A 26136-nucleotide genomic window follows, 5' to 3' on the forward strand; every position below is an offset into this window, starting at 1 on the left:
ATTACTTACTCCCTTACCTTACTCAGCGCCCAGGAAGTCGATATCCTGGCCTTGTTCAAGGGACACGTAGGCCTTCTTCCAGTCGCTACGCTTACCGGCGACACGACCGAAGAACTTGCGCTTGCCTTTCACGTTCAGAGTCCGAACGTTACGCACCTTGACCTCGAACATGGCTTCCACGGCTGCCTTGATCTCCGCTTTGGTGGCGTCTTTTGCCACTTTGAAAGCGAAGGCATTGCTACGCTCGGTCGCGTCGGTGGCCTTTTCGGAAAAGTGCGGTGCAAGCAGCACTTTTAAAATGCGCTCTTTATTCATGCCAGCGCCTCCTCAAGCTTCTTCAGAGCCGGCACGGTCACCAGCACCTTGTCAAAGGCGATCAGGCTGACCGGATCCACACCGCTGGCATCGCGAATGTCGACCTTCGGCAGATTACGAGCTGCCAAATACAGGTTCTCATCCACGTCATCCGTCACGATGAGAACATTGCTCAGGTTCAGATCCTTGAGCTTGGCGGACACCTGCTTGGTTTTCGGGGAGTCGACGGAGAAGTCGTCCACCACAACCAAGCGCTCCTGGCGAACCAGCTCGGACAAAATGCAGCGCAGCGCGCCACGGTACATTTTGCGGTTTACTTTCTGTGAGTGGTCACGCGGCACCGCGGCAAACGTCTTGCCGCCGCCACGCCACAGCGGGCTGCGGATAGTACCGGCGCGAGCACGGCCAGTACCTTTCTGCCGCCAGGGCTTACGACCACCACCACTGACATCGGAGCGGCTTTTCTGCGCTTTGGAACCCTGACGGGCACCCGCCAGGTAAGCAGTCACTACCTGATGAACCAGAGGCTCGTTGAAGTCCTTGCCGAAGGCGACTTCAGACACAGTAACGGTACCTCCAGAGGCGGTATTGAGATTCATCCTCTATTCCTCTTTCAGGCCTTCGCCTTCACTGCCGGGATCACGATCACATCACCACCGGCCGCGCCGGGGACCGCACCCTTAACCAGCAACAGATTCTTTTCCACGTCCACGCGCACGACTTCCAGGTTCTGAACCGTCACACGCTCGGCACCCATGTGGCCCGCCATTTTCTTACCCTTGAATACGCGGCCCGGGGTTTGGTTCTGACCGATGGAACCCGGAGCGCGGTGGGACAGAGAGTTACCGTGAGTGGCGTCCTGGGTACGGAAATTCCAACGCTTAACCGTACCGGCGAAACCTTTACCTTTAGAGGTACCGGTTACGTCCACGATCTGGCCAGCCTCGAACACTTCCAGGGTCAGCTCACCGCCCACCTGCAAGTCACCCGCGGCAGCGCGAAACTCACCAACAGTGCGGCCAGCCTCAACACCCGCCTTGGCGAAATGACCCGCCATCGGCTTGGTCACTCGGCTTGCGCGGCGTTCGCCCACCGTCACTTGCACGGCCTCGTAGCCATCTGTCTCTTCGGTCTTAATCTGGCTCACCCGATTCGGGGACACTTCAATCACGGTCACCGGCACACTGACACCATCTTCAGTGAACACCCGGGTCATCCCGCATTTTCGACCGATCACACCAATCGCCATTGTCTACCTCTTCACAACCTGTTGCGGCCAGGCCGCACGTTGTTGTCTCAGGCTGAGTTATCCCAGGCTGATCTGCACATCCACACCAGCGGCCAGATCCAGCTTCATCAGTGCGTCCACGGTCTTGTCCGTGGGCTCCACGATGTCCACCATCCGCTTGTGGGTACGGATCTCGTACTGATCCCGCGCATCTTTGTTAACGTGCGGAGAGACCAACACCGTAAACCGTTCTTTACGCGTGGGCAGAGGGATCGGACCCTGTACCTGCGCACCCGTGCGTTTTGCCGTATCCACGATCTCCTGGGCGGACTGATCGATCAGGCGATGATCAAAAGCCTTGAGACGGATTCGGATTCTCTGGTTAGCCATAGCTAACAAACTCCAGACTGTTTCGAACCATACTTTAGATGGCAAAAAGCCCGCCCATCCTTCTCATCCGAAGGAGGTGGGTGTCAAAACAAGCCCGGGAACGATGCCCCGGTTGATCGCGCCCTCTCCAGCATTAACACTGGAAAGAGGGCGCAGAGTATATAGACAAAAAAAGGCCGGAGCAAGCCCCGACCTCAAATTATCTTACTCTACGATCTTGGCCACCACGCCGGCGCCAACGGTACGACCACCTTCGCGGATCGCGAAGCGCAGGCCGTCTTCCATGGCGATCGGTGCGATCAGCTCAACGTCCATCTGCACGTTGTCGCCCGGCATTACCATTTCGGTGCCTTCCGGCAGCGTACAGGCACCGGTAACGTCGGTGGTACGGAAGTAGAACTGCGGACGATAGCCGTTGAAGAACGGAGTGTGACGACCACCTTCGTCCTTGCTCAGCACGTACACCTCGGCAACGAACTTGGTGTGCGGGGTGATTGAGCCCGGCTTCGCCAGAACCTGACCACGCTCCACTTCGTCACGCTTGGTGCCACGCAGCAGCACACCCACGTTCTCGCCCGCGCGGCCTTCGTCCAGCAGCTTGCGGAACATCTCAACACCGGTACAGGTGGTCTTGGTGGTATCCTTGATACCCACAATCTCGATCTCTTCACCCACCTTGATGATGCCACGCTCCACACGACCGGTTACCACGGTACCGCGACCGGAGATGGAGAACACGTCTTCGATCGGCATCAGGAACGGCAGGTCAACGGCACGCTCCGGCTCCGGAATGTACTCGTCCAGCGTTTCCACCAGCTTCTGTACCGCCGGCATACCAATTTCGCTGGTATCGCCTTCCAGCGCCTTCAGCGCGGAACCCTTGATGATCGGGGTGTCGTCGCCCGGGAAGTCGTAGTCGCTCAGCAGCTCACGCACTTCCATTTCAACCAGTTCCAGCAGCTCTTCGTCGTCCACCATGTCCGCTTTGTTCAGGAACACGACGATGTACGGCACGCCTACCTGGCGGGACAGCAGAATGTGCTCCCGGGTTTGCGGCATCGGGCCGTCAGCGGCGGACACCACCAGGATCGCGCCATCCATCTGCGCCGCACCGGTGATCATGTTTTTCACGTAGTCGGCGTGACCCGGGCAGTCAACGTGCGCGTAGTGACGGGTCGGAGAGTCGTACTCCACGTGGGAGGTCGCAATCGTAATACCACGCTCACGCTCTTCCGGGGCGTTATCGATCTGATCGAAGGCACTCGCCGAACCAGAGCCCCACACCTCGAAGCACACCCGCGTCAAAGCGGCCGTCAGCGTCGTCTTACCATGGTCAACGTGGCCAATCGTGCCTACGTTTACGTGCGGTTTATTACGTTCAAACTTTTCCTTTGCCACGGTTCTATACCTTTACAAATTCACCGTAAATTTAAGATTTCTTACCGTTGATCACGTCTTCGGCAATGTTGCGCGGAGCCTCGGCGTACTTCAGGAACTCCATGGAGTAGCTGGCACGACCCTGGGACATGGAACGCACGTCGGTGGCGTAACCGAACATCTCGGACAGCGGCACCTCGGCGCGGATTACCTTGCCGGAAACCGTGTCATCCATACCCTGGACGGTACCACGACGACGGTTCAGGTCACCCATCACGTCACCCATGTAATCCTCCGGAGTGACCACTTCCACTTTCATGATCGGCTCCAGCAGGATCGCACCGGCTTCCTTGGCGGCATTACGCACCGCCAGACCACCCGCCATGCGGAAGGCGTTCTCGTTGGAGTCCACTTCGTGGTAGGAACCATCATACAGGATGGCCTTCACACCAAGGATCGGATAACCAGCCAGCACACCTGCCTGCAGCTGCTCATCGATACCCTTCTGAATGGCGCCAAAGTATTCTTTCGGCACCACACCACCATGGATTTGCTCTTCGAACTGGAACTCTTCATCCCGATCGATCGGCTCAAACTTAACCTTGACGTGACCATACTGACCACGACCACCGGACTGCTTGACGAACTTACCTTCAACGTCGGCGGGCCTGGTGAAGGTTTCACGGTAGGCCACCTGCGGCGCGCCCACGTTCGCTTCCACCTTGAACTCACGCTTCATGCGATCAACGATGATGTCCAGGTGCAGCTCACCCATACCGGAGATGATGGTTTGCCCGGTCTCCTCGTCGGTCTTAACGCGGAAAGAGGGGTCCTCCTGAGCCAGACGACCTAGCGCCAACCCCATTTTTTCCTGATCGGCCTTGGACTTGGGCTCCACCGCCACGGAGATCACCGGCTCCGGGAACTCCATCCGCTCCAGCACGATCACCTTGTTCGGATCACACAGAGTGTCACCGGTGGTGACATCCTTCAGACCCACGCAAGCGGCGATATCACCAGCGCGAACTTCCTTGATTTCCTCACGGCTGTTCGCGTGCATCTGCAACAGACGACCAACCCGCTCCTTCTTCAGCTTCACGGAGTTCATCACGCTGTCACCGGAGTTCACCACACCGGAGTAAACACGGATGAAGGTCAGTGAGCCAACAAACGGGTCAGTAGCGATTTTGAAAGCCAGAGCGGAAAACGGCTCGTCATCGGAAGACTTACGGGACTCAACGGTTTCGCCATCTTCCAGCGTACCCTGGATAGCCTTTACCTCGTCCGGAGCGGGCAGAAACTCGATAACCGCATCAAGCATGGCTTGAACGCCCTTGTTCTTGAAGGCGGAACCACACAGAGCCAGAACGATTTCGTTGGCCAGAACCTGCTCGCGCAGCCCCGCCTTGATATCGTCGTTATCCAACTCACCATTCTCGAGGTACTTTTCCATCAGCTCTTCCGAGCCTTCAGCAGCCGCCTCCATCATCTGCTCACGCAGCTCTTCACAGCGGGACAGCACTTCCTCGGGGACGTCACGCTCTTCATAGCTCATGCCCAGATCGTCTTCATTCCAGAAGATCGCCTTCATCCGGATCAGGTCGACAATACCTTTGAACTCGTCTTCAGTGCCGATGTTGTACTGGATCGGAACAACCTTGGCGCCCAGGCGGGTGCGGATCTGCTCGCAGACACGGTCAAAATCGGCACCCGCGCGGTCCATTTTGTTAACGAACACAATGCGCGGCACGCTGTATTTGTTGGCCTGACGCCACACCGTCTCGGACTGAGGCTCCACACCCGAAGATCCACAGAACACCACCACGGCACCATCCAGAACACGCAAAGAACGCTCCACCTCAATGGTGAAGTCCACGTGCCCGGGAGTATCGATAATGTTAATGCGATGCTGATCGTACTGCTTATCCATGCCCTGCCAGAAAGCAGTCACCGCGGCCGAGGTAATGGTAATACCCCGCTCCTGCTCCTGCTCCATCCAGTCAGTCGTCGACGCACCGTCGTGGGTTTCACCCATCTTGTGGTTGACACCCGTATAGAACAGGATCCGCTCGGTGGTGGTGGTTTTACCCGCGTCCACGTGGGCGCAGATACCGATGTTGCGATAGCGGTTGAGAGGAGTCTTACGTGCCACGCTGCTAACCTCGAGTCTCTGAATCCAATACAAAAACCGGCCTGGTCGCAGGCCGGTTTACTCTGTCTACGCTCTGCCTTAGAAGCGGAAGTGGGAGAAGGCCTTGTTGGCCTCCGCCATACGGTGCACGTCTTCCCGCTTCTTCATCGCCGCGCCTTTGCCTTCCGCGGCGTCCATCACCTCACCGGCGAGGCGCTGGGCCATGCTCTTCTCACCCCGCTTACGAGCGGAGTCCACCAGCCAACGCATGGCCAGGGCGGTACGGCGGCTGGGGCGAACCTCCACCGGCACCTGATAGGTGGCGCCACCAACACGGCGGCTCTTCACCTCGACCACCGGACGGATGTTATCCAGGGCTTTTTCGAACAGCTCCAGGGATTCGCCACTCTTACGCTCAGCCACGATATCCAGAGCGCCGTAGACGATACGCTCGGCGACGGATTTCTTACCGTCCACCATGACGTGGTTCATGAACTTGGCCAGCAACTGGCTTCCAAATTTCGGATCCGGCAGGATCTCACGCTTGGCGACGACGCGTCTTCTTGGCATCGGATGTGTTCCTCTTACTACCCGCGGGGCGGGAATGCTTCAGGTTATCCGGGACCCGGCCCGGCCTTACTCATCCCACCGGGACCAACGCCCGGCTGTATGAATAGGGTTACGACTTACTTCTTCGGCCGCTTGGCACCGTACTTGGAACGGCGCTGCTTGCGATCCTGAACACCGGCGGTATCCAGGGTGCCACGCACGGTGTGGTAGCGCACACCAGGCAGGTCTTTTACACGACCGCCACGGATCAGCACCACGGAGTGCTCCTGCAGGTTATGGCCTTCTCCCGGAATATAGGAAGAAACTTCATAACCGTTGGTCAGGCGCACCCGGCACACTTTACGCAGCGCGGAGTTCGGCTTTTTCGGGGTAGTGGTGTACACCCGGGTGCAAACGCCGCGACGCTGCGGGCAGCCCTGCAGGGCGACCGAGTCGCTTTTTTCTACCTTGCTTTTGCGCGGGTTGCGCACCAGCTGGTTTACAGTTGCCATGAAACTACTGCTCCACGCTTACAGTTCTGTGACGAACTGACTTGATTGTCAGATTTTCGCCACCCGATTCCTACCTACAGAATAGGGGCGAGCGATTCTAGGGACCCCCCGGCATCAAGTCAAGATGCCAGGGGACCTGGGTGGCGCTTAATTCCTGGGCCGTTACTCCTGACCCTTTACTCCTGGCCAGAGGAGCTGAGCGCCTCGGACAGGGCCGCCTCCACCTCGTCCATGGTCGGACCGTCGCCGCGGGCATCCGCACGCTGGCGCCGGCGATCCATGTGATAGGCATAGCCAGTCCCGGCCGGAATCAGACGGCCCACGACCACGTTCTCCTTGAGACCGCGGAGATCGTCTTCCTTCCCGGTTACCGCTGCTTCGGTCAACACCCGGGTGGTCTCCTGGAAGGAGGCCGCGGAGATGAACGACTCGGTGGCCAGGGAAGCCTTGGTGATACCCAGCAGCATCCGTTCGAACTGAGGACGCATCTTGTCTTCACCTTTCAGGCGGTCCAGCTCTTCCATCACCCGGGCGTATTCCACTTGCTCGCCCTTGATGAAGGTCGACTCGCCCACTTCGGTGATTTCCACCTTACGCAACATTTGGCGGATGATCGTTTCGATATGCTTATCGTTGATCTTCACACCCTGCAGGCGGTAAACCTCCTGCACCTCGTTGACGATGTAGCGGGCCAGTTCCACCTCTCCCTTGAGACGCAGAATGTCGTGCGGGTTCAGCGGGCCATCGGAAACCACCTCACCCTTCTCCACGTGCTCACCTTCGAACACGTTGAGCTGACGCCATTTGGGAATCAGTTCCTCGTAGGTGTCGCCACCGTCGTCCGGAGTGATCACCAAACGTACCTTACCCTTGGTTTCCTTGCCGAAGGACACGGTACCGGTTTTTTCCGCCAGGATAGCCGCTTCCTTCGGGTTACGGGCCTCGAACAGATCCGCCACCCGCGGCAGACCACCGGTGATATCCCGGGTCTTGGAGGACTCCTGCGGAATCCGCGCGATAACGTCACCCACCGAGATATCGGCCCCGTTCTTCAGGCCACACAAAGCGCCACCGGGCAGGAAGTAGTTGGCCGGGACATCGGTATTCGGCAGGCTCACCGCCTTACCTTTACCATCCACAACCCGGACCACCGGACGCAGATCCTTACCCGCGGAAGGGCGATCCTGGCTCGGCATGACCTCAATGTTGGTCAGGCCGGTCAACTCATCGGTCTGGTAGTTAACGGCGATACCTTCTTCCATATCCCCGAACTGCACCTTACCCGCCACTTCGGCGATGATCGGGTGGGTGTGCGGATCCCAAGTCGCCACGACCTGGCCTCCGTCCACCGCGTCACCTTCATTCACCGTAACCAGCGCACCGTAGGGCACCTTGTAACGCTCGCGCTCACGGCCCAGGTCATCGGCCACCGCCAACTCAGCTGAGCGGGAAACGATCACCAGACCGTCTTTATGAGTCACGTGCTTGGCGTTATGGAAACGCACCTTGCCACCGTGCTTGATCTGAATGCTGGATACCGCGGAGGCACGGCTTGCCGCGCCACCAATGTGGAAGGTCCGCATGGTCAGCTGGGTACCCGGCTCACCAATGGACTGAGCCGCGATCACACCGACAGCCTCACCCACGTTGACCCGATGGCCACGAGCCAGGTCACGGCCGTAACAGGCGGAACATACACCCCAGCGGGTGGCACAAGTGATGGAAGAGCGCACCTTCACTTCGTCCACACCCATGGATTCCAGCTTGTCCACCCAGACTTCGTCCAGCAGGGTGCCGGCTTCCACGGCGACTTCGTCCTGGTTCAGCGGATTCATCACGTCGCGAGCCACGACCCGGCCCAGCACCCGCTCACGCAGAGGCTCGACCACATCGCCACCCTCGATCAGCGGAGTCATGATCAGACCCTGCTCGGTGCCGCAGTCTTCCTCGGTGATCACCAGATCCTGGGCCACGTCCACCAGACGACGGGTCAGGTAACCGGAGTTCGCGGTCTTCAATGCGGTATCCGCCAGACCTTTCCGGGCACCGTGAGTGGAGATGAAGTACTGCAGTACGTTCAGACCTTCACGGAAGTTACTGGTAATCGGCGTTTCGATAATAGAGCCGTCCGGCTTGGCCATCAGGCCGCGCATGCCGGCCAGCTGACGAATCTGGGCGGCGGAACCCCGCGCCCCGGAATCGGCCATCATGAAGATGGAGTTGAAGGAGCCCTGCTCTTCATCCTTGCCTTCGCGGTTTTTCACCACTTCGGTCTTCAGGTTCTCCATCATCGCCTTGGCGATCTGGTCGTTGGTACGGGACCAGATGTCCACAACCTTGTTGTAGCGCTCACCGCGGGTTACCAGACCGGAAGCGAATTGCTCCTCGATCTCGCGCACCTCTTCCTCGGCCTTACCGATCAGCTCGTATTTGGCCTGCGGAATGACCATGTCCTCCACACCAATGGAAGAGCCGGACAGGGTCGCTTCCCTGAAGCCCAGATACATGATCTGGTCAGCGAAAATACAGGTTTCCTTGGTGCCCAGAATCCGGTAGCAGGTGTTCAACAGCTTGGAAATCGCTTTCTTGGTCATGTTCTGGTTGACCATGTCGAAGCCGATACCTTCCGGCACGATATCCCACAGCTTACAACGACCCGGGGTGGTATCGGCGATACGCCATTCCCGGTGAATGTTGCCTTCCTGATCCTTGACCACGTCTTCCAGTCGCACCTTGATGCGAGCGTGCAGATCCACCTCTTTGGTGCCCAGGGCACGCATCACTTCCTTGGTGTCGGCGAATACCCGGCCTTCGCCTTTGACGTTCACCTTCTCACGGCTGATGTAGTACAACCCCAACACCACGTCCTGGGTCGGACCGATGATCGGCTCACCATTCGCCGGTGACAGGATGTTGTTGGTGGACATCATCAAAGCGCGCGCTTCGAGCTGCGCTTCCAGGGTCAGCGGTACGTGCACCGCCATCTGGTCGCCGTCGAAGTCGGCGTTGAAGGCGGCACACACCAGCGGGTGCAGCTGAATGGCTTTACCTTCAATCAACACCGGCTCGAACGCCTGGATACCAAGACGGTGCAGTGTCGGCGCCCGGTTCAGCATCACCGGGTGCTCGCGGATCACCTCAGCCAGGATATCCCAGACCTCGGCGGTCTCGCGCTCGACCATCTTCTTGGCCGCCTTGATGGTGGTGGCCAGGCCACGACCTTCCAGCTTGGAGAAGATAAATGGCTTGAACAGCTCCAGCGCCATCTTTTTCGGCAAACCGCACTCGTGCAGTTTCAGGGTCGGCCCCACCACGATCACGGAACGACCGGAATAGTCCACCCGCTTACCGAGCAGGTTCTGCCGGAAACGCCCCTGCTTACCTTTAATCATGTCCGCCAGCGACTTCAGCGGGCGCTTGTTGGAGCCCGTGATGGCACGGCCGCGGCGACCGTTGTCCAGCAGCGCATCCACGGACTCCTGCAGCATGCGTTTTTCGTTACGCACGATGATGTCCGGGGCATTCAGGTCCAGCAGGCGCTTGAGACGATTATTCCGGTTGATCACCCGGCGATACAGATCGTTCAGGTCGGAAGTGGCGAAGCGGCCACCATCCAGCGGTACCAACGGACGCAGATCCGGCGGCAACACTGGCAGAACCGTCATGATCATCCATTCCGGCTCATTGCCGGAAGCCTGGAACGCTTCCATCAGCTTCAGCCGCTTGGACAGCTTCTTCAGCTTGGTGTCGGAGTTGGTGGAGTCAATCTCTTCACGCAGAGTGTTGATCTCGTCACGCAGATCCAGATCCTGCAGAAGCTGTTGCACCGCTTCGGCGCCCATCTTCGCTTCGAACTCATCGCCGAACTGTTCCAGCGCATCGAAGTACTCTTCGTCGGTCAGCAGCTGGCCACGCTCCAGGGTGGTCATGCCCGGCTCGGTTACGACAAAGGATTCGAAGTACAGCACCCGCTCGATGTCGCGCAGGGTCATGTCCAGCATCAGACCGATACGGGACGGCAGTGACTTCAGGAACCAGATGTGGGCAACCGGGCTGGCCAGCTCGATATGACCCATACGCTCACGGCGAACCTTGGAGAGAGTGACTTCAACGCCACATTTCTCACAGATCACACCACGGTGCTTGAGACGCTTGTACTTTCCGCACAGGCATTCGTAATCCTTGATCGGACCAAAAATGCGTGCACAGAACAGGCCATCACGCTCCGGCTTAAAGGTGCGGTAGTTAATGGTCTCCGGCTTTTTCACTTCGCCAAAAGACCAGGAGCGGATCAGATCCGGCGGTGCGAGACCGATGCGGATCTTGTCAAACTCCGTGACTTGTCCCTGACTTTTGAGCAAATTCAGCAAGTCTTTCAAGGCCAGTCCTCCGTATGGAGCTTTCGCTCGCGATTCTTTCCTACTAAATCCGGGTCAGGCAGCGGCGCCGTTCCGCTTCTGGCGAAACGGCGCCACGACCTCAGTCGTTTTCCAGCTCGATGTTGATACCGAGGGAGCGGATCTCCTTCAACAGCACGTTGAAGGATTCCGGCATGCCCGGATCCATCCGGTGATCTCCGTCGACGATGTTCTTGTAGATGCGCGTGCGCCCGTTCACATCATCGGATTTCACGGTGAGCATTTCCTGCAGCGTGTAGGCGGCGCCATAAGCCTCCAGCGCCCACACTTCCATCTCACCGAAACGCTGACCACCAAACTGCGCCTTACCACCCAGCGGCTGCTGGGTAACCAGGCTGTAGGAACCGGTGGAACGCGCGTGCATCTTGTCGTCCACCAAGTGGTTCAGTTTCAGCATGTACATGTAGCCGACGGTCACCTTGCGGTCGAACTTCTCACCGGTACGGCCATCCCACAGCTCGATCTGACCAGACTGGTCCCGCCTGGCCAGTTCCAACAGCGCCTTGATCTCGTATTCCTTGGCACCATCGAATACCGCGGTCGCCATCGGCACACCACCACGCAGGTTGCTGGCCAGCTCGATGATCTCGTCATCGGAGAACTGATCCAGGCTTTCGCGGCTGCCGCCGGCGCCGGTGCGGTTGTAGATCTGATCGAGGAAGTCACGCACTTCGGCGACTTTCTTCTGCTCGTCCAGCATCTCGCCGATACGCTCACCCAGACCTTTGGCGGCCCAGCCAAGGTGGGTTTCAAGAATCTGCCCCACGTTCATCCGCGACGGCACACCCAGCGGGTTCAACACCACGTCCACCGGAACGCCATTGTCGTCATACGGCATATCTTCCTCGGGCATGATCACGGAGATCACACCTTTGTTACCGTGACGACCGGCCATTTTGTCACCGGGCTGGATGCGACGCTTGATAGCCAGGTAAACCTTGACCACCTTCAATACACCGTGGGACAGATCGTCACCGCCGGAGATCTTGGCCTGTTTATCCTTGTAGCGCTCGTCCTGCTCTTTCTTGTGCTGCTCCAGATACTGGTGCGCACGCTCGAGCTGCTCGGCCACATCCTCGTCCGCCGGACGCAGTTCAAACCATTTCTCCGCATCCAGCTCATTGAGGACTTCGTCGGTCAGCTGGGTGCCACGCTTGAGACCGGCACCACCGTTGACCTTCTTGCCCGTCATCACGGAACGCAGACGGTCCAGAATGTCCTGCTCAAGGATCCGGTATTCGTCTTTCAGATCCTTACGGAATTTCTCCAGGGCCTCCTGCTCGATCTGCTTGGCGCGCTCGTCTTTCTCAACACCATCACGAGTGAACACCTGCACGTCGATGACCGTGCCCTTGACGCCAGAGGAAACCCGCAGAGAGGTGTCCTTCACGTCGGACGCCTTCTCACCGAAGATGGCACGCAGCAGCTTCTCTTCCGGGGTAAGCTGGGTCTCGCCTTTCGGCGTCACCTTACCAACCAGAATATCGCCAGCTTCCACTTCCGCGCCGATGTAGACGATGCCGGACTCGTCCAGCTTCGCCAGCGCGGCTTCACCCACGTTGGGAATATCCGCGGTAATTTCCTCCGCGCCCAACTTGGTATCACGGGCGATACAAGTCAGCTCCTGGATGTGGATGGAGGTAAAGCGATCCTCCTTCACCACCCGCTCGGAGATGAGGATGGAATCCTCGAAGTTGTAACCGTTCCAGGGCATGAAGGCGACGCGCATGTTCTGACCCAGCGCCAACTCACCCATGTCCACGGACGGACCATCCGCCATGATGTCCCGTGCCGCCACTTTGTCACCCACCTTCACCAGCGGACGCTGGTTAATGCAGGTGTTCTGGTTGGAACGGGTGTATTTGGTCAGGTTGTAGATGTCCACACCGGCCTCACCCTCGGCCACTTCATCGTCATTGACTTTGACGATGATGCGCGAAGCATCCACCTTGTCGACCACGCCACCACGCTGGGCCACCACGCAAACCCCGGAATCCCGGGCCACGTGACGTTCGAAGCCGGTGCCCACCAGAGGCTTGTCGGCACGCAGCGTCGGCACCGCCTGGCGTTGCATGTTGGAACCCATCAGTGCCCGGTTGGCGTCATCGTGCTCCAGGAACGGAATCAGGGACGCGGCCACGGACACCACCTGGCGCGGCGAGACATCCATATGAGTGATGGTGTCGCGCTCCATGACGGTGAATTCGTAGCGGTGACGCACGGTGACGAAGTCTTCCACGAAGCTGCCGTCATCGTTCATCTTGGCGTCGACCTGCGCGATCACGCACTCAGCTTCCTCAATGGCGGACAGGTACTCGATTTCCTCGCTGACCTTGCCGTCGATGACCTTGCGGTAAGGCGATTCCAGGAAGCCGTACTCGTTGGTGCGCGCGTAACTCGCCAGGGAGTTGATCAGACCGATGTTCGGACCTTCAGGGGTCTCGATCGGACATACGCGACCGTAGTGGGTCGGGTGCACGTCACGCACCTCGAAACCGGCGCGCTCACGGGTCAGACCGCCCGGACCCAACGCGGACACCCGACGCTTGTGGGTGACCTCGGAGAGCGGGTTGTTCTGGTCCATGAACTGGGACAGCTGGGAGGAACCGAAGAATTCCTTCACCGCGGCGGCCACTGGCTTGGCGTTGATCAGGTCCTGTGGCATCAGCCCTTCGGACTCCGCCAGGCTCAGACGTTCTTTCACCGCCCGCTCAACACGCACCAGACCAACGCGGAACTGGTTTTCCGCCATTTCGCCCACGGACCGCACACGGCGGTTGCCGAGGTGGTCGATATCGTCCACCACTCCGTTACCGTTACGGATATCCACCAGCGTCTTGAGCACGTCGACGATATCGGACACGTCGTCACCGAGCTGCTCGTGGTACTGCTTGCCCTCCTCGTCGGTACGGGCGCTGAAATAGCGGCCGTCGTAGAGGATGCCCGGACCGGTTTCCACTTCACGGCCGAGACGACGATTGAACTTCATCCGGCCGACACCGGAAAGGTCGTAACGCTCGTCGGTGAAGAACAGGTTCTTGAACAGATTTTCCGCCGCTTCCTTGGTCGGCGGCTCACCCGGGCGCATCATCCGATAGATTTCCACCAGGGCCTCAAGCGGGCTGCGAGTGGGATCGGCGCGCAGGGTATCGGCAATGAACGGACCATGGTCCAGATCATTGGTATACAGGGTTTCGAAACGGGTCACGCCCGCCTTGTTCAGTTTTTCCAGGACATCGGCGGTCAGTTCGGTATTACACTCGACCAGAATCTCACCAGTGTCCTCATCGATGATCGACTTGGCCAGATAACGGCCCTGGAGGTATTCCGCCGGAATTTCCAGGTACTCGATATTGGCTTTTTCCAACTGGCGAATGTGGCGGGCGGTTACCCGGCGGCCACGTTCCACCACCACTTCGTCACCGGCGAGGATGTCGAAGGTGGCGGTCTCGCCACGGAGACGTTCGGGCACGAGACGCATACGATAGACATCGTCTTCGCCCAGAATCTCGTTGGTGTCGAAGAACATCTCCAGAACTTCATCGGAGGTATAGCCCAACGCGCGCAGCAGAATGGTCGCCGGCAGCTTGCGGCGGCGATCGATACGCACATAGACCAGATCCTTCGGATCGAATTCGAAGTCCAGCCAGGAACCACGGTAGGGAATCACCCGGGCGGAATACAGCAGCTTGCCGGAAGAGTGGGTCTTACCCTTGTCGTGGTCAAAGAACACACCCGGAGAGCGGTGTAGCTGGGACACGATGACCCGCTCGGTACCGTTAATCACGAAGGTACCGTTCTCGGTCATCAATGGGATCTCGCCCATGTAGACCTGCTGCTCACGGATGTCCTTGATCGCACCATTGGATTCTTTGTCGTAGATCACCAACCGGATGCGCACGCGCAGCGGCGCGGCGTAGGTTGTGCCACGAATGATGCATTCCTTGACATCAAAGACCGGTTTGCCGAACTCATAGCCGGCATACTCCAAGGCCGCGTTGCCCGAGTAACTGGAAATCGGGAAAACGGACCGGAAGGCAGCTTCCAGGCCTTCATCCAAGCGCGCCTCGGCGCCTTTATCCTGCTGTAGGAATTTGCGGTAAGAATCGAGCTGTATGGCCAGCAGGTACGGGACCTCCATGACCTTTGGAAGCTTGCCGAAATCTTTGCGGATCCGCTTTTTCTCAGTGAATGAGTATGCCATCTGCGTTCCTCGGCTGTTGACCACCTATCACCCCTGGGTGATATCTCTGCACGAAACCGTTCGTACAGAAACGACAAAAGGCTGGCAGCCCTTAAGCTGCCAGCCGGCGTCTTTCCTCGATGTCGCGGAAAGACATCGCGTTACCGCGCTTACTTGAGCTCGACGGTACCGCCAGCCTCTTCGATCTTTTTCTTGATCTCTTCGGCTTCGTCTTTGGAAACGCCTTCCTTGACCGGAGCAGGAGCGCCCTCGACCATGTCTTTCGCTTCTTTCAGACCCAGACCAGTTACTTCGCGAACTGCCTTGATCACGCCGACTTTCTTGTCGCCGAAACCGGTCAGAACCACGTCGAACTCGGTCTGCTCTTCAGCGGCGCCACCAGCGTCACCACCGGCGGCTGCCGGAGCGGCTGCCACTGCTGCAGCTGCGGTTACACCGAACTTCTCTTCCATGGCCTCGATCAGTTCAACGAGGTCCATAACGCTCATTTCAGCAACTGCGCTGAGGATATCTTCTTTGGAAACGGCCATTTTCAATCTCCTAAATCACCGTACGGGCGATCATGATTGGATCGGGTAGTTACGCCACCAGACTTAATGTCAGGCAGCTTCCTGCTGTTTCTTGTCCTTCACGGCTGCCATCGTGCGAACAAACTTGCCGGGCACCTCGTTGAGGGTGCGGACAAACTTGGCCACCGGGGCCTGCATGACGGACAAAAGCTGAGCAAGGGCTTCGTCGCGAGTAGGCAGCTTGGCCAGGACATCGATATCCTGAGCACCATACGCCACACCGCCGACAGCCAGTGCTTTCACTTCGAGCTTGTCATGATCCTTGGCGAAATCCTTGATGAGCCGAGCAGCAGCGCCCGGATCTTCTTGGGAAAACGCCAGGACAGTGGGGCCGACCAGCGAATCGTTGAGGCACTCGTACTCGGTACCTTCAACAGCGCGCTTGGCCAGCGTGTTCCGAACCACTTTCAGATACACGCCGGTTTCGCGGGCCTTCTTGCGCAGCTCGGTCATCTGAGCCACGGAAAGACCACGATAGTCGGCAACCACAGCAGACAGAGCTTCGGAAGCAACAGCGTTCACCGAAGCCACAATCGCCCGTTTGTCCTCCAGATTCAAAGGCACAATTTACCTCCTGGATTCACAAACAAACCGGATTCCCAGACTGCATAACCGAGGATCCGGCGGTTGCCATGACCGGTTACCCGGTCGTTATCGCGGAAGCCAGCCCCTGCTTTGACACAGGATTTGTAACTACCGCGCCTACGCAGGCGGTCACCCCTTAACCTTCCCTGAGACCTGAGCTCATAAAGCCAGACTGCGTCTCACGAGACGGACCTGCGGTCTTTGACGCCCCGACGACATGCCGCCGGGATCAAAGAACGTGAGCCGCGCCGATCACTCGGCACGGCCCGAATACCTTACATGGCCAGGGAAGCGGTATCGATCGCCAAGCCCGGACCCATGGTGCTGGACAGCGTTACTTTCTTGAAGTACGCGCCCTTGGCGGAAGCCGGTTTCGCTTTCTTCAGGTCGGCGATCAGCGCTTCCACGTTTTCCTTGATGGCATTGGCGTCAAAGCCAATCTGACCAACGGTGCAGTGGATAATGCCGCCCTTATCGGTACGGTAACGAACCTGGCCGCCCTTGGCGTTTTTCACCGCCTGGGCCACATCCGGGGTCACGGTACCCACTTTCGGGTTCGGCATCAGGCCGCGGGGACCAAGGATGGTACCCAGCTTGCCAACCACGCGCATGGCGTCGGGAGAAGCAATCACCACATCGAAGTTGATTTCGCCGCCCTGAACCTGTTCGGCCAGGTCGTCGAAGCCCACCACGTCGGCACCGGCTTCTTTCGCTTCTTCGGCTTTGGCGCCTTGAGCGAACACCGCCACACGAACGGTTTTGCCCGTACCGTGAGGCAGAACAGAAGCGCCACGAACGTTCTGGTCGGATTTACGCGGGTCAACACCCAGGTTCACCGCCACGTCGATGGACTCTTTGAATTTCACCGCAGACAGCTCAGTCAGCAGAGCCACTGCTTCTTCAACCGGGTACGCCTTGCCCGGTTCGATTTTTTCGCGGATGGCGCGGGCGCGTTTGGACAACTTGGCCATTGATTAGTCCTCCACGTCCAGGCCCATGGAACGGGCTGAGCCCGCGATGGTGCGCACGGCGGCATCCAGATCGGCAGCCGTCAGATCCGGTTCTTTCGCCTTGGCGATCTCTTCCAGTTGCGCACGATTCACCTTGCCCACCTTCTTGGTGTTGGGCTCACCGGAACCGCTCTTGATGCCCGCTGCTTTCTTCAGCAGGTACGCGGCCGGCGGGGTCTTCATGGTGAAGGTGAAGGAACGGTCGTTATAAACCGTAATCACCACCGGAACCGGCGCACCGGCATCCAGCTGCTGAGTCTGGGCATTGAATGCCTTACAGAACTCCATGATGTTCACACCATGCTGGCCCAGCGCGGGACCAACAGGCGGTGAAGGGTTAGCCTGACCCGCTGCCACCTGCAGCTTGATGTAGGCTTGTACTTTCTTAGCCATGGTATTGAGACTCCTTGGGTGCGAACGCCCGCATCAAACAGGCTCCCCTCAGGTTGTCGACAACCCGGCGAAGATCGCCGGGACGGGCGTCAGGTTTTTTCGACCTGACCGAATTCCAGCTCCACCGGAGTAGAGCGACCGAAAATAAGCACGGCCACATGCAGCCGGCTTTTCTCGTAGTTGACTTCCTCGACCACGCCATTGAAGTCGGCGAACGGCCCATCGATGACCCGCACCACTTCGCCGGGCTCGAACAGCGTCTTTGGCTTCGGCTTTTCAACAGCGTCATCCATGCGGCGCAGAATGGCATCCGCCTCTTTCTGGGTGATCGGTGAAACACGCCCCGGGTTCTTCGGGTCTTCACCGATGAAGCCCATCACCTTCGGCGTTTCCTTCACCAGGTGCCAGGAGTCGTCGCACATCTCCATTTGCACCAACACATAGCCTGGGAAAAATTTCCGCTCGGACTTACGTTTCTGGCCGCCACGAATCTCGACCACCTCTTCGGTGGGCACGAGAATCTCGCCAAACAACTCTTCCATGGAGCGCAACTTGATGCGCTCTTCCAGAGCTCGTTTAACGTGCTTTTCAAAGCCGGAATAGGCGTGTACCACGTACCAGCGCTTAGCCATGTGTACCCCTTAGCCGATGAGCGTCGAGATCAGGCCGTTGAGCGCCCAGTCGAGCACGAACAACAGCAACGCCACGATCACCACGAAGACCAGAACGATCAGCGTGGTTTGCAGCGTTTCCTGACGGGTGGGCCACACCACCTTGCGCAGCTCCACCATGGAGTCCTTACGCAGTTGATTGAAGGACTTGCCCTGCTCGGTCTGCAAAGCCACAAAGGCCGCGACCAGGCCAACCACCACTACGCCAAGGGCCCGATACAGAGGAGACACGTCGGAGAAATAGCTGTTTCCAAAAACAGCAGCGGCCACCAGAGCGGCAACGACGAGCCACTTGATGACCTCTAGAGCGGAGGACCCAGATTGCCCTTCAACTTTCTCGTTCATCTGCCGATGCACCCCGCCGCCTGACGGCAGCTCTGGGAAAATTGGCAGGCCAGGAGGGACTCGAACCCCCAACAGCCGGTTTTGGAGACCGGTGCTCTACCAATTGAACTACTGGCCTGTAACTTGCTTTTCAAAAACAAAACAGGCCGGAGCCGAAGCTCCGGCCTCGCATTGTCTTACTCTACGATCTTGGCCACCACGCCGGCGCCAACGGTACGACCACCTTCGCGGATCGCGAAGCGCAGGCCGTCTTCCATGGCGATCGGCGCGATCAGCTCAACGTCCATCTGCACGTTGTCGCCCGGCATTACCATTTCGGTGCCTTCCGGCAGCGTACAGGCACCGGTAACGTCGGTGGTACGGAAGTAGAACTGCGGACGATAGCCGTTGAAGAACGGAGTGTGACGACCACCTTCGTCCTTGCTCAGCACGTACACCTCGGCAACGAACTTGGTGTGCGGGGTGATTGAGCCCGGCTTCGCCAGAACCTGACCACGCTCCACTTCGTCACGCTTGGTGCCACGCAGCAGCACACCCACGTTCTCGCCCGCGCGGCCTTCGTCCAGCAGCTTGCGGAACATCTCAACACCGGTACAGGTGGTCTTGGTGGTATCCTTGATACCCACAATCTCGATCTCTTCACCCACCTTGATGATGCCACGCTCCACACGACCGGTTACCACGGTACCGCGACCGGAGATGGAGAACACGTCTTCGATCGGCATCAGGAACGGCAGGTCAACGGCACGCTCCGGCTCCGGAATGTACTCGTCCAGCGTTTCCACCAGCTTCTGTACCGCCGGCATACCAATTTCGCTGGTATCGCCTTCCAGCGCCTTCAGCGCGGAACCCTTGATGATCGGGGTGTCGTCGCCCGGGAAGTCGTAGTCGCTCAGCAGCTCACGCACTTCCATTTCAACCAGTTCCAGCAGCTCTTCGTCGTCCACCATGTCCGCTTTGTTCAGGAACACGACGATGTACGGCACGCCTACCTGGCGGGACAGCAGAATGTGCTCCCGGGTTTGCGGCATCGGGCCGTCAGCGGCGGACACCACCAGGATCGCGCCATCCATCTGCGCCGCACCGGTGATCATGTTTTTCACGTAGTCGGCGTGACCCGGGCAGTCAACGTGCGCGTAGTGACGGGTCGGAGAGTCGTACTCCACGTGGGAGGTCGCAATCGTAATACCACGCTCACGCTCTTCCGGGGCGTTATCGATCTGATCGAAGGCACTCGCCGAACCAGAGCCCCACACCTCGAAGCACACCCGCGTCAAAGCGGCCGTCAGCGTCGTCTTACCATGGTCAACGTGGCCAATCGTGCCTACGTTTACGTGCGGTTTATTACGTTCAAACTTTTCCTTTGCCACGACTCTCTACCTCTCAACTTGGCTGTGCATTTCCGTCTGAACGGCGCCTCTGCCCAGATAAAACCCTGTCGGACCGCGCCTTTCGCGGACCATCTTGGCACCACCAAGACACATAAAGCCGGACCCAGGTGGTACCCGGGCCCGGATTCTGGAGCTCATGACCGGATTTGAACCGGTGACCTCACCCTTACCAAGGGTGTGCTCTACCTACTGAGCTACATGAGCGTAACCTATACTTCGCAAACCTCTTCCTGGTCCGCGAACTTCCGCAGCCTGGAGCGGGCAGCGGGAATCGAACCCGCATCATCAGCTTGGAAGGCTGAGGTTCTACCACTGAACTATGCCCGCAAACCTTCTGTCTGCCTGCCAGCTTGCTGACAATATCTGGTGGAGGGGGAGGATCACTCCGCCCTTCGGGCCAGCACAAGTGCTGTTCAGTCCGCAGAGCGGACATGTCGAACCTCTTGTCGGTCCGAACCCTCCCCCGGCCAAGCGCCGAAGGAACCTTCACGAGCCATCAAGCCTTTCCACGCCTGATCACTCTCATTATCTGGTGGAGGGGGGAGGATTCGAACCTCCGAAGCTTTCGCGTCAGATTTACAGTCTGATCCCTTTGGCCACTCGGGAACCCCTCCAGAAAAGGGCCTACATTCTCTTTACGGCTCAGCCCCTTGTCAACATCTTTTCAGGGGCTTTCAAGCTGCTGTCGCATGCCTGAAAGGTGGAGCTGGCGAGAGGAGTCGAACCCCCGACCGGCTGATTACAAATCAGCTGCTCTACCAACTGAGCTACGCCAGCATGAAGCGAGCCTTGCTTCAAAGGCTGCGCATTCTATATAAACCCCGATGGGTCTGCAATCGCTTCTGGCCACCCCGGGGCAAGAACATTCTGACCAGCCAGTCAGCCCTTCCACTGGGCCGTCCCAGGACACTGACTCTTGTCGCGCCCCACCTTGGGGTTTCCCACCAGGAAATCAGCCAGCGCGGCGCCACCTTCTTCAGCAGGGGGCAGATAAATCCAATACTCCGTCACTTCCCGGGCGGTTTCGCGGGCAAAAACGGGGTATCCGGCGTTACGCATTTTTGTGCGCAACCCTTCCGCCGACTCCACATTGGAGAAATATCCCAGCGAAATGGCATTGGCATACTCACCTTCCTTGACGATAAAGCTGTCCACGCCCAGAGCCTGCAATTCATTGAGTGCCTCCAGCGCGCGCTGGCGGGACTCAAAAGGCGGCAGGTAGACCCAGTTCAAGCGATCCTTTTCCACCCGGACAGGCTCGACCCATCCCGCCAACCCCGCCGCCCTCAGCTGTATCCTCGCCCGGCGGGCCTCATCGCTGTCGGACCAGGGGCCGACAACGGTGCACAAAGCGGCCTGGGCGGACACCGGGTCCACCCCGGTCATCTTGTCGGGTTGAGGCTGCTCACTGAGCAAAACCAGAGAGTCCGCGGCGGTCGGCAGCGCCGCGGTCGGCAGCGCCGCGGTCGACGGCGACCTTGAAGCCGAAGAGGGACTTTCCAGTCGATCGACAGTCAGGTGCCAGCCCAGATAAACCAGATTGGCCACCAACAGCGTATAGAATACCCAACGCACAGCGCGCCCCCAGGTTATTTTTGTTGAGCGGCCACCCGTTCCAGCCCGTCCAGAACCAGATCCGGCTGCAGGTCGAAATCAAATGGAAAGGAAGCGCTCAGTTCCCGGGCATCCCCACCCGTTACCAGTACCGGGCAAGTATCGGAAAGCCGTTCACGCAGTTCAACCACCACATCCGTGACAAAGGCCACAGACATGCGCAACAGCCCATTATGAACGCACTCACCGGTGGATTGCCCCAACCCAAGCCCCGCCTGCCCCGGGCCGACATGCACATCCGCGGTGTCGCGCAGCAAGGCGGTACGAAGCATACCCAGCCCCGGCACGATGTAACCACCAAGAAACGCACCGTCCCCATCCACCGCATCGATGGTCAGGGCACTGCCGCAGTCCACTACGATCCCGGCCCCATGACGCTGATAGCATTCGATCAGAGCCACCCAGCGGTCCACTCCCAAACGCCGGGCCTCGGGATAGCAGTTGTGAACACCGAAATCATCCCGAACGGAATAATAGAATTGCGCCGTCCGTCCGGTGACCTCCCGGATCAACCCACCAATCCTGGCATCCGCCTCCGCCCCCGCCACCGAGGCAACCCAGATGGATTCAAAGGGCCGGGACGAAGCCAGAGGGTCACTCAGAGCAGCTTCCCAGTCCCGGCGATGAGTCCCTCCGCCTTGCTCAATATCATCACCATTGCGGCGACGCCACTTCAGGGCGGTGTTGCCCACATCGATAAACAACTTCATTGCAATCTCAAACTGACTTCGCCGCCATGCAAATGATGGCGCTCACCCTCGATCTCCACGCACAGAGCCCCATCTTCGGCGACACCCCGGGCGACCCCTGTCCGCGACTTGCCAGCGGTCATCACCGTGACCGCCTTGTCCCGCACCAGATCCAGTTCCTGGTAGGCCGGCGCGAAAGCCGCGAATCCCTGGGCAACAAAGGTGTCCAGCATACTCAACAGCGCCCCGGACAGGGACTCCACCAGTTCAGTACGGGACATTCTCAAGTCTCCATACTGCACCAGGCTGGTCCAGGGCTGGTCGATACTCTCCGCCTGCGCGTCCAGCATGGCCACATTAATACCCACACCAACCACCACCTGGACCTGCGTTTCTATTTCGCCGGCAAGCTCAATCAACACTCCGCCGAGCTTGCGCCCCTCCACCAGCAGATCATTTGGCCACTTCAAACCCAATGGCAATCCAGGACATGCCTGCGCCAGAACCTGGCTGACCACGACTCCCGCGGCCAGACTGAGCCCGCCGAGGGAGGCAAAGCCTCCTGGCAACCGGTACAGAACAGAAAGGTATATATTGGTGGCGAAAGGAGACCGCCAGTGACGCCCGCGCCGGCCACGGCCGGCACTTTGAAATTCCGTGGTGACCACCAGCGGGCCTTCCCGCCCCTCAGCGGCCAAGGCAAGAGCGTCAGCGTTGGTGGACCCGGTCACCGGGCTGAAAATCAGCCCGGCCCGGCCAGCCAGACCCTGGCTCAGCCGGCTTTCATCCAACAAATCCAGGGGCCGGGCCAGCCGATAGCCCTTACCACGAACCGACTCCACGTCCAGCCCCAGCTCCGCCAGGCGTTGTATCCGTTTCCAGATGGCGGCTCGGGAAATGCCAAGCACCTCGCCGAGATCCGCCCCGGAATGGAAACGCCCGTCGGCCAGAGCCTGAACGAGGGGCAGATCCGTACTGTATTCCATCTACTATCAATGCTCCCAGACAACACCACGGGAAGCCGCCCATTCCGGCAAGACCGCCGCGTAGTGCTTTTCGATTTCATTGCGTTTGAGCTTCAGAGTGGGGGTCACCAGACCATTTTCCACTCCCCAGGGCTCCTTGCACACCACCAGGGCGGCAAGCCGCTCGTGGGGGTCGAGCTGATTGTTTACCCGGGTCAGCAGTTCATTCAATTGCTGGGTAAAATGCTCTTTCTCAGCGCCTTTGCTCAGTTTCCCTTGTTCTTCCGGCGTCAAGTTCAACAACGCGATGGGCTGCGACATGTTCGCCCCGATCACGCACACCAGCTCAACACCGGGCTGGCTGGCGAGGCGGTTTTCGATCGGTGCCGGCGCCACGTACTTCCCTTTCTCGGTTTTGAAGATCTCCTTGATCCGCCCGGTAATCCGCAACCGGCCGCCTTCGTCGATCTCACCCACATCACCGGTCTTCAGCCAACCATCGTCGGACAACACCTCGGCGGTCAGATCCGGCTGCTTGTAATAACCGCTCATGTTGCCGACGCTACGAACCAGCACCTCACCACCTTCGCCGATGCGGCATTCTACCCCATCATTGGGGGTGCCGACCCATCCAATCTGCTGATCCCCCTGCACCGTGGTATGCGACCAGCCGAAGTTCTCGGTCATCCCATAAACCTCGAGAATCTCCAGACCCAGGGTGTTGAACCAGGAAATGATCTCGGTGGACAACGGCGCCGCGCCCGAGAGGGCGACCCGGCACTCGTCCAGCCCCATGGCTCCCAGTACCTTCTTCTTGATCACTTTGTTCAGCAGCGGAATCTTCAGGAGGGTGTTGAGCTTCTTCGGCGGCACCGCCTCCGAGGCCTTCTGATAGAACTTGGACCAGATACGCGGCACGGCGAAGAAAAGCGTCGGCTTGGCGCGTTTGATGTCTTCACCGAAGGTATCCAGGGACTCCGCGAAGTACACGGTGTTGCCGACATACAGCAAGGCGGTTTCCACCGCCGCCCGTTCCGCCACGTGAGAGAGTGGCAGATAGGAGATCATCCGGTCGGAAGGCTCCAGGTTATAAACCCGGATCACTTTATCACCAACGGCGGAGAGACTACGGTATTGATGCATCACGCCCTTCGGCGTTCCCGTGGTCCCCGAGGTATAAATGATCGTGGCGAGGTCATCCGGGCCCGGTTGCGCCACCTCGGCCAGCGGCTCATTCTGGGCCACAATGTCAGTCCATACCGGGCAGGACTGAAGCACATCTTCTGGTGCCAGGGAGAAAGCAACCTGCTGAATCCCCTCCGGCACACCATCCTTCATAATGTCCCAGTCATCCAGCTTGCCCACGAACAGCAGGCGGGATCCGCTATGCTCAAGGATTTGCCTTACTGAGTCCGCCACCAGGGTCGGATACAGCGGCACGCTGACCGCACCCGCGATCCAGATCGCCAGGTCCGCCAGAATCCATTCCGCGCAATTCTTGGAAACCAGGGCCACCCGGTCACCGGATTGAATCCCCTGGGCACGCAGATAGGACGCCATGCGGAGAGCTTCATCGGAGACCTCTTTCCAGGTGTATCGGCGCACCCGGTCTCTCCCCAGAGGTTGCACCATGGCGACGTCGCCGGGCTGTTGCTGGTATCGGTCCTGAAGTGCCTGAATCGGTGTTTTCATGGTTACGTTATTCTGATTCGTCATTGTATTCACCTGTTTCCCAAACCTAGAAGGAAGGCCCTCAAATGCCGCTTCGCCTCGGGAATGCAAAGTCGGCGGAAGAGCGTGTACGACGGAACCCCGGCCGGCCAGCAATGGCCATGACCCCGCTAGAACTGTGTACGATTATTGAGCATAGAGATACAACAGGCGGGGATAAAGAGGTTTGGCGGCAAAAAAAGGACGTTCGTGCAAAGTGCACCGTGATCGGGCATATGGGGCCATATTCCGGGAGGGATAAAGCGGAAGAGCGCACGGCAAAACGCCCTGTCAGGTAACCTGACAGGGCGTTTTGTATTTAAGAGCCCTTGTGCCCTCTGGGTATGACGATGACCTACTTAGGTCACGAGCCGTGCTCGTGATCGCTTCGCGATGCCTACGGCGCCTCCGCCTGGCACCTTCGGTGCATAGGCGGTTTTATGTAAGCGTCCGGCGACCCCATCTTGAGTCGACGGTTGCGGCCTTCAAGATAGTGTCCACTTATTTCTTAGTGGACACTATCGATGGACCCGTTAAGCGTATCTCAGCCCCAACCTCAACCGCGACGTCGCCGTCACTTCTCCCGTGAGTTCAAGGCCCAGGTCGTGGCCGCCTGTTTGGAACCGGGCGTTTCCGTTTCCCGCATCGCTTTGGATAACCAACTCAACGCCAATCTGCTCCGCCGCTGGATCCGTGAAGCCGAGCAAACCGGCCAGACAACAACGTCACCCGCGTTCATGCCCTTGGCGGTACCGGTGGCGTCGAGCCCGGCTGAACGGTCTCGCGCCAAGGAGTCGGGTCACCGCATCCGCATTGAAGTGCCCCGGCCCGGCGGACCGGTCATCGTGGAGTGGCCGGCCGAGCAGGCCCACCAGTGCCTGGCGCTGTTGCGCGAGTTGTTGCGATGATCCGCATCGACGAGATCTGGCTGGCCACCGAACCGCTGGACATGCGCGCCGGGCCGGACAAGGCCCTGGCCCGGGTGATCCAGGTGTTCGGTGCGGCGAAGCCGCACCAGGCTTACTTGTTCGCCAACCGCCGGGGCAACCGCATGAAGGTGCTGATCCACG

At 58.9% G+C, this 26136-nt stretch carries 23 protein-coding genes and 5 tRNA genes; 2 read left to right on the plus strand and 26 right to left on the minus strand.

The window, feature by feature from the left end:
* Positions 1 to 18: 18 nt before the first annotated feature.
* The 26 genes from rplW to E0L37_RS17265 all read right to left on the minus strand — a co-directional run bounded on the left by rplW (position 19) and on the right by E0L37_RS17265 (position 25072).
* Positions 19 to 315, minus strand: a complete 297-nt coding sequence (gene rplW, locus E0L37_RS17140; protein ID WP_133492901.1) for a 50S ribosomal protein L23 — start codon at positions 313 to 315, stop codon at positions 19 to 21.
* Entirely contained in the window at positions 312 to 914 is a 603-nt protein-coding gene (rplD, locus tag E0L37_RS17145; protein ID WP_133492902.1) for a 50S ribosomal protein L4, read from the minus strand. Before rplD ends, rplW begins: the two co-directional genes overlap by 4 nt.
* A gap of 14 nt (positions 915 to 928) precedes the next feature.
* Entirely contained in the window at positions 929 to 1564 is a 636-nt protein-coding gene (rplC, locus tag E0L37_RS17150; RefSeq protein WP_133492903.1) for a 50S ribosomal protein L3, read from the minus strand.
* Positions 1565 to 1621: 57 nt separating this feature from the next.
* A complete protein-coding gene (rpsJ, locus tag E0L37_RS17155) occupies positions 1622 to 1933 on the minus strand; it encodes a 30S ribosomal protein S10 (RefSeq protein WP_022995848.1) in 312 nt (103 codons plus the stop codon).
* 204 nt (positions 1934 to 2137) lie between these two features.
* Entirely contained in the window at positions 2138 to 3331 is a 1194-nt protein-coding gene (tuf, locus tag E0L37_RS17160; RefSeq protein WP_133492904.1) for an elongation factor Tu, read from the minus strand.
* 31 nt (positions 3332 to 3362) lie between these two features.
* The gene (gene fusA, locus E0L37_RS17165) at positions 3363 to 5462 is read right to left on the minus strand and encodes an elongation factor G (protein WP_133492905.1); all 2100 of its coding nucleotides are present in this window, start codon (positions 5460 to 5462) and stop codon (positions 3363 to 3365) included.
* 78 nt (positions 5463 to 5540) lie between these two features.
* On the minus strand, positions 5541 to 6011 hold the full coding sequence (gene rpsG / locus E0L37_RS17170) for a 30S ribosomal protein S7 (RefSeq protein ID WP_133492906.1): 471 nt from the start codon (positions 6009 to 6011) through the stop codon (positions 5541 to 5543).
* Between the two features lie 116 nt (positions 6012 to 6127).
* A complete protein-coding gene (rpsL, locus tag E0L37_RS17175) occupies positions 6128 to 6502 on the minus strand; it encodes a 30S ribosomal protein S12 (RefSeq protein WP_014996117.1) in 375 nt (124 codons plus the stop codon).
* Positions 6503 to 6678: 176 nt separating this feature from the next.
* On the minus strand, positions 6679 to 10881 hold the full coding sequence (rpoC, locus tag E0L37_RS17180; RefSeq protein ID WP_133492907.1) for a DNA-directed RNA polymerase subunit beta': 4203 nt from the start codon (positions 10879 to 10881) through the stop codon (positions 6679 to 6681).
* A gap of 100 nt (positions 10882 to 10981) precedes the next feature.
* Positions 10982 to 15124 carry a DNA-directed RNA polymerase subunit beta gene (gene rpoB / locus E0L37_RS17185; RefSeq protein ID WP_133492908.1) on the minus strand — a complete coding sequence of 1381 codons (4143 nt, stop codon included), beginning with the start codon at positions 15122 to 15124 and terminating at the stop codon, positions 10982 to 10984.
* A gap of 149 nt (positions 15125 to 15273) precedes the next feature.
* Positions 15274 to 15654 (minus strand): 50S ribosomal protein L7/L12, encoded by a 381-nt coding sequence (gene rplL, locus E0L37_RS17190; RefSeq protein WP_022996212.1) that lies wholly within the window; start codon positions 15652 to 15654, stop codon positions 15274 to 15276.
* Between the two features lie 69 nt (positions 15655 to 15723).
* On the minus strand, positions 15724 to 16257 hold the full coding sequence (gene rplJ / locus E0L37_RS17195; RefSeq protein ID WP_014996121.1) for a 50S ribosomal protein L10: 534 nt from the start codon (positions 16255 to 16257) through the stop codon (positions 15724 to 15726).
* A 296-nt stretch (positions 16258 to 16553) separates the two neighbouring features.
* Positions 16554 to 17249: a 50S ribosomal protein L1 gene (gene rplA, locus E0L37_RS17200; protein ID WP_133492909.1), complete on the minus strand. Its 696-nt coding sequence runs from the start codon at positions 17247 to 17249 to the stop codon at positions 16554 to 16556.
* Positions 17250 to 17252: 3 nt separating this feature from the next.
* Positions 17253 to 17681, minus strand: a complete 429-nt coding sequence (rplK, locus tag E0L37_RS17205) for a 50S ribosomal protein L11 (protein ID WP_014996123.1) — start codon at positions 17679 to 17681, stop codon at positions 17253 to 17255.
* An 89-nt stretch (positions 17682 to 17770) separates the two neighbouring features.
* Complete coding sequence (gene nusG, locus E0L37_RS17210) at positions 17771 to 18313, minus strand: transcription termination/antitermination protein NusG (protein WP_022996210.1); 543 nt, start codon at positions 18311 to 18313, stop codon at positions 17771 to 17773.
* Between the two features lie 9 nt (positions 18314 to 18322).
* Complete coding sequence (gene secE, locus E0L37_RS17215) at positions 18323 to 18697, minus strand: preprotein translocase subunit SecE (RefSeq protein ID WP_133492910.1); 375 nt, start codon at positions 18695 to 18697, stop codon at positions 18323 to 18325.
* Positions 18698 to 18739: 42 nt separating this feature from the next.
* Positions 18740 to 18815, minus strand: a tRNA-Trp gene (locus tag E0L37_RS17220).
* A 58-nt stretch (positions 18816 to 18873) separates the two neighbouring features.
* Positions 18874 to 20067 carry an elongation factor Tu gene (tuf, locus tag E0L37_RS17225; RefSeq protein WP_133492904.1) on the minus strand — a complete coding sequence of 398 codons (1194 nt, stop codon included), beginning with the start codon at positions 20065 to 20067 and terminating at the stop codon, positions 18874 to 18876.
* A gap of 149 nt (positions 20068 to 20216) precedes the next feature.
* A tRNA-Thr gene (locus E0L37_RS17230) sits at positions 20217 to 20292 on the minus strand.
* 49 nt (positions 20293 to 20341) lie between these two features.
* Positions 20342 to 20415: transfer RNA gene (locus tag E0L37_RS17235), tRNA-Gly, on the minus strand.
* Between the two features lie 203 nt (positions 20416 to 20618).
* Positions 20619 to 20702, minus strand: a tRNA-Tyr gene (locus E0L37_RS17240).
* An 87-nt stretch (positions 20703 to 20789) separates the two neighbouring features.
* Positions 20790 to 20865, minus strand: a tRNA-Thr gene (locus E0L37_RS17245).
* Between the two features lie 102 nt (positions 20866 to 20967).
* Positions 20968 to 21663: an SPOR domain-containing protein gene (locus tag E0L37_RS17250; protein WP_133492911.1), complete on the minus strand. Its 696-nt coding sequence runs from the start codon at positions 21661 to 21663 to the stop codon at positions 20968 to 20970.
* A 14-nt stretch (positions 21664 to 21677) separates the two neighbouring features.
* The gene (locus tag E0L37_RS17255) at positions 21678 to 22412 is read right to left on the minus strand and encodes a type III pantothenate kinase (protein WP_133492912.1); all 735 of its coding nucleotides are present in this window, start codon (positions 22410 to 22412) and stop codon (positions 21678 to 21680) included.
* Complete coding sequence (locus E0L37_RS17260) at positions 22409 to 23377, minus strand: biotin--[acetyl-CoA-carboxylase] ligase (RefSeq protein WP_133492913.1); 969 nt, start codon at positions 23375 to 23377, stop codon at positions 22409 to 22411. Before E0L37_RS17260 ends, E0L37_RS17255 begins: the two co-directional genes overlap by 4 nt.
* Positions 23378 to 23383: 6 nt before the next feature.
* Entirely contained in the window at positions 23384 to 25072 is a 1689-nt protein-coding gene (locus E0L37_RS17265) for an AMP-binding protein (protein WP_133492914.1), read from the minus strand.
* A gap of 518 nt (positions 25073 to 25590) precedes the next feature.
* Between E0L37_RS17265 and E0L37_RS17270 the strand changes: the two genes are divergently transcribed.
* Both E0L37_RS17270 and tnpB read left to right on the plus strand, forming a co-directional pair.
* Positions 25591 to 25974, plus strand: coding sequence for a transposase (locus tag E0L37_RS17270; RefSeq protein WP_133492915.1), 384 nt, complete (start codon positions 25591 to 25593; stop codon positions 25972 to 25974).
* On the plus strand, positions 25971 to 26136 hold a 166-nt coding region (gene tnpB / locus E0L37_RS21940), incomplete at its 3' end, for an IS66 family insertion sequence element accessory protein TnpB (RefSeq protein ID WP_166643089.1). The genes E0L37_RS17270 and tnpB, both read left to right, overlap by 4 nt.

The sequence above is a fragment of the Alcanivorax sp. 24 genome, assembly GCF_004360225.1.
GTDB classification, from domain to species: Bacteria; Pseudomonadota; Gammaproteobacteria; order Pseudomonadales; family Alcanivoracaceae; genus Alloalcanivorax; species Alloalcanivorax xiamenensis.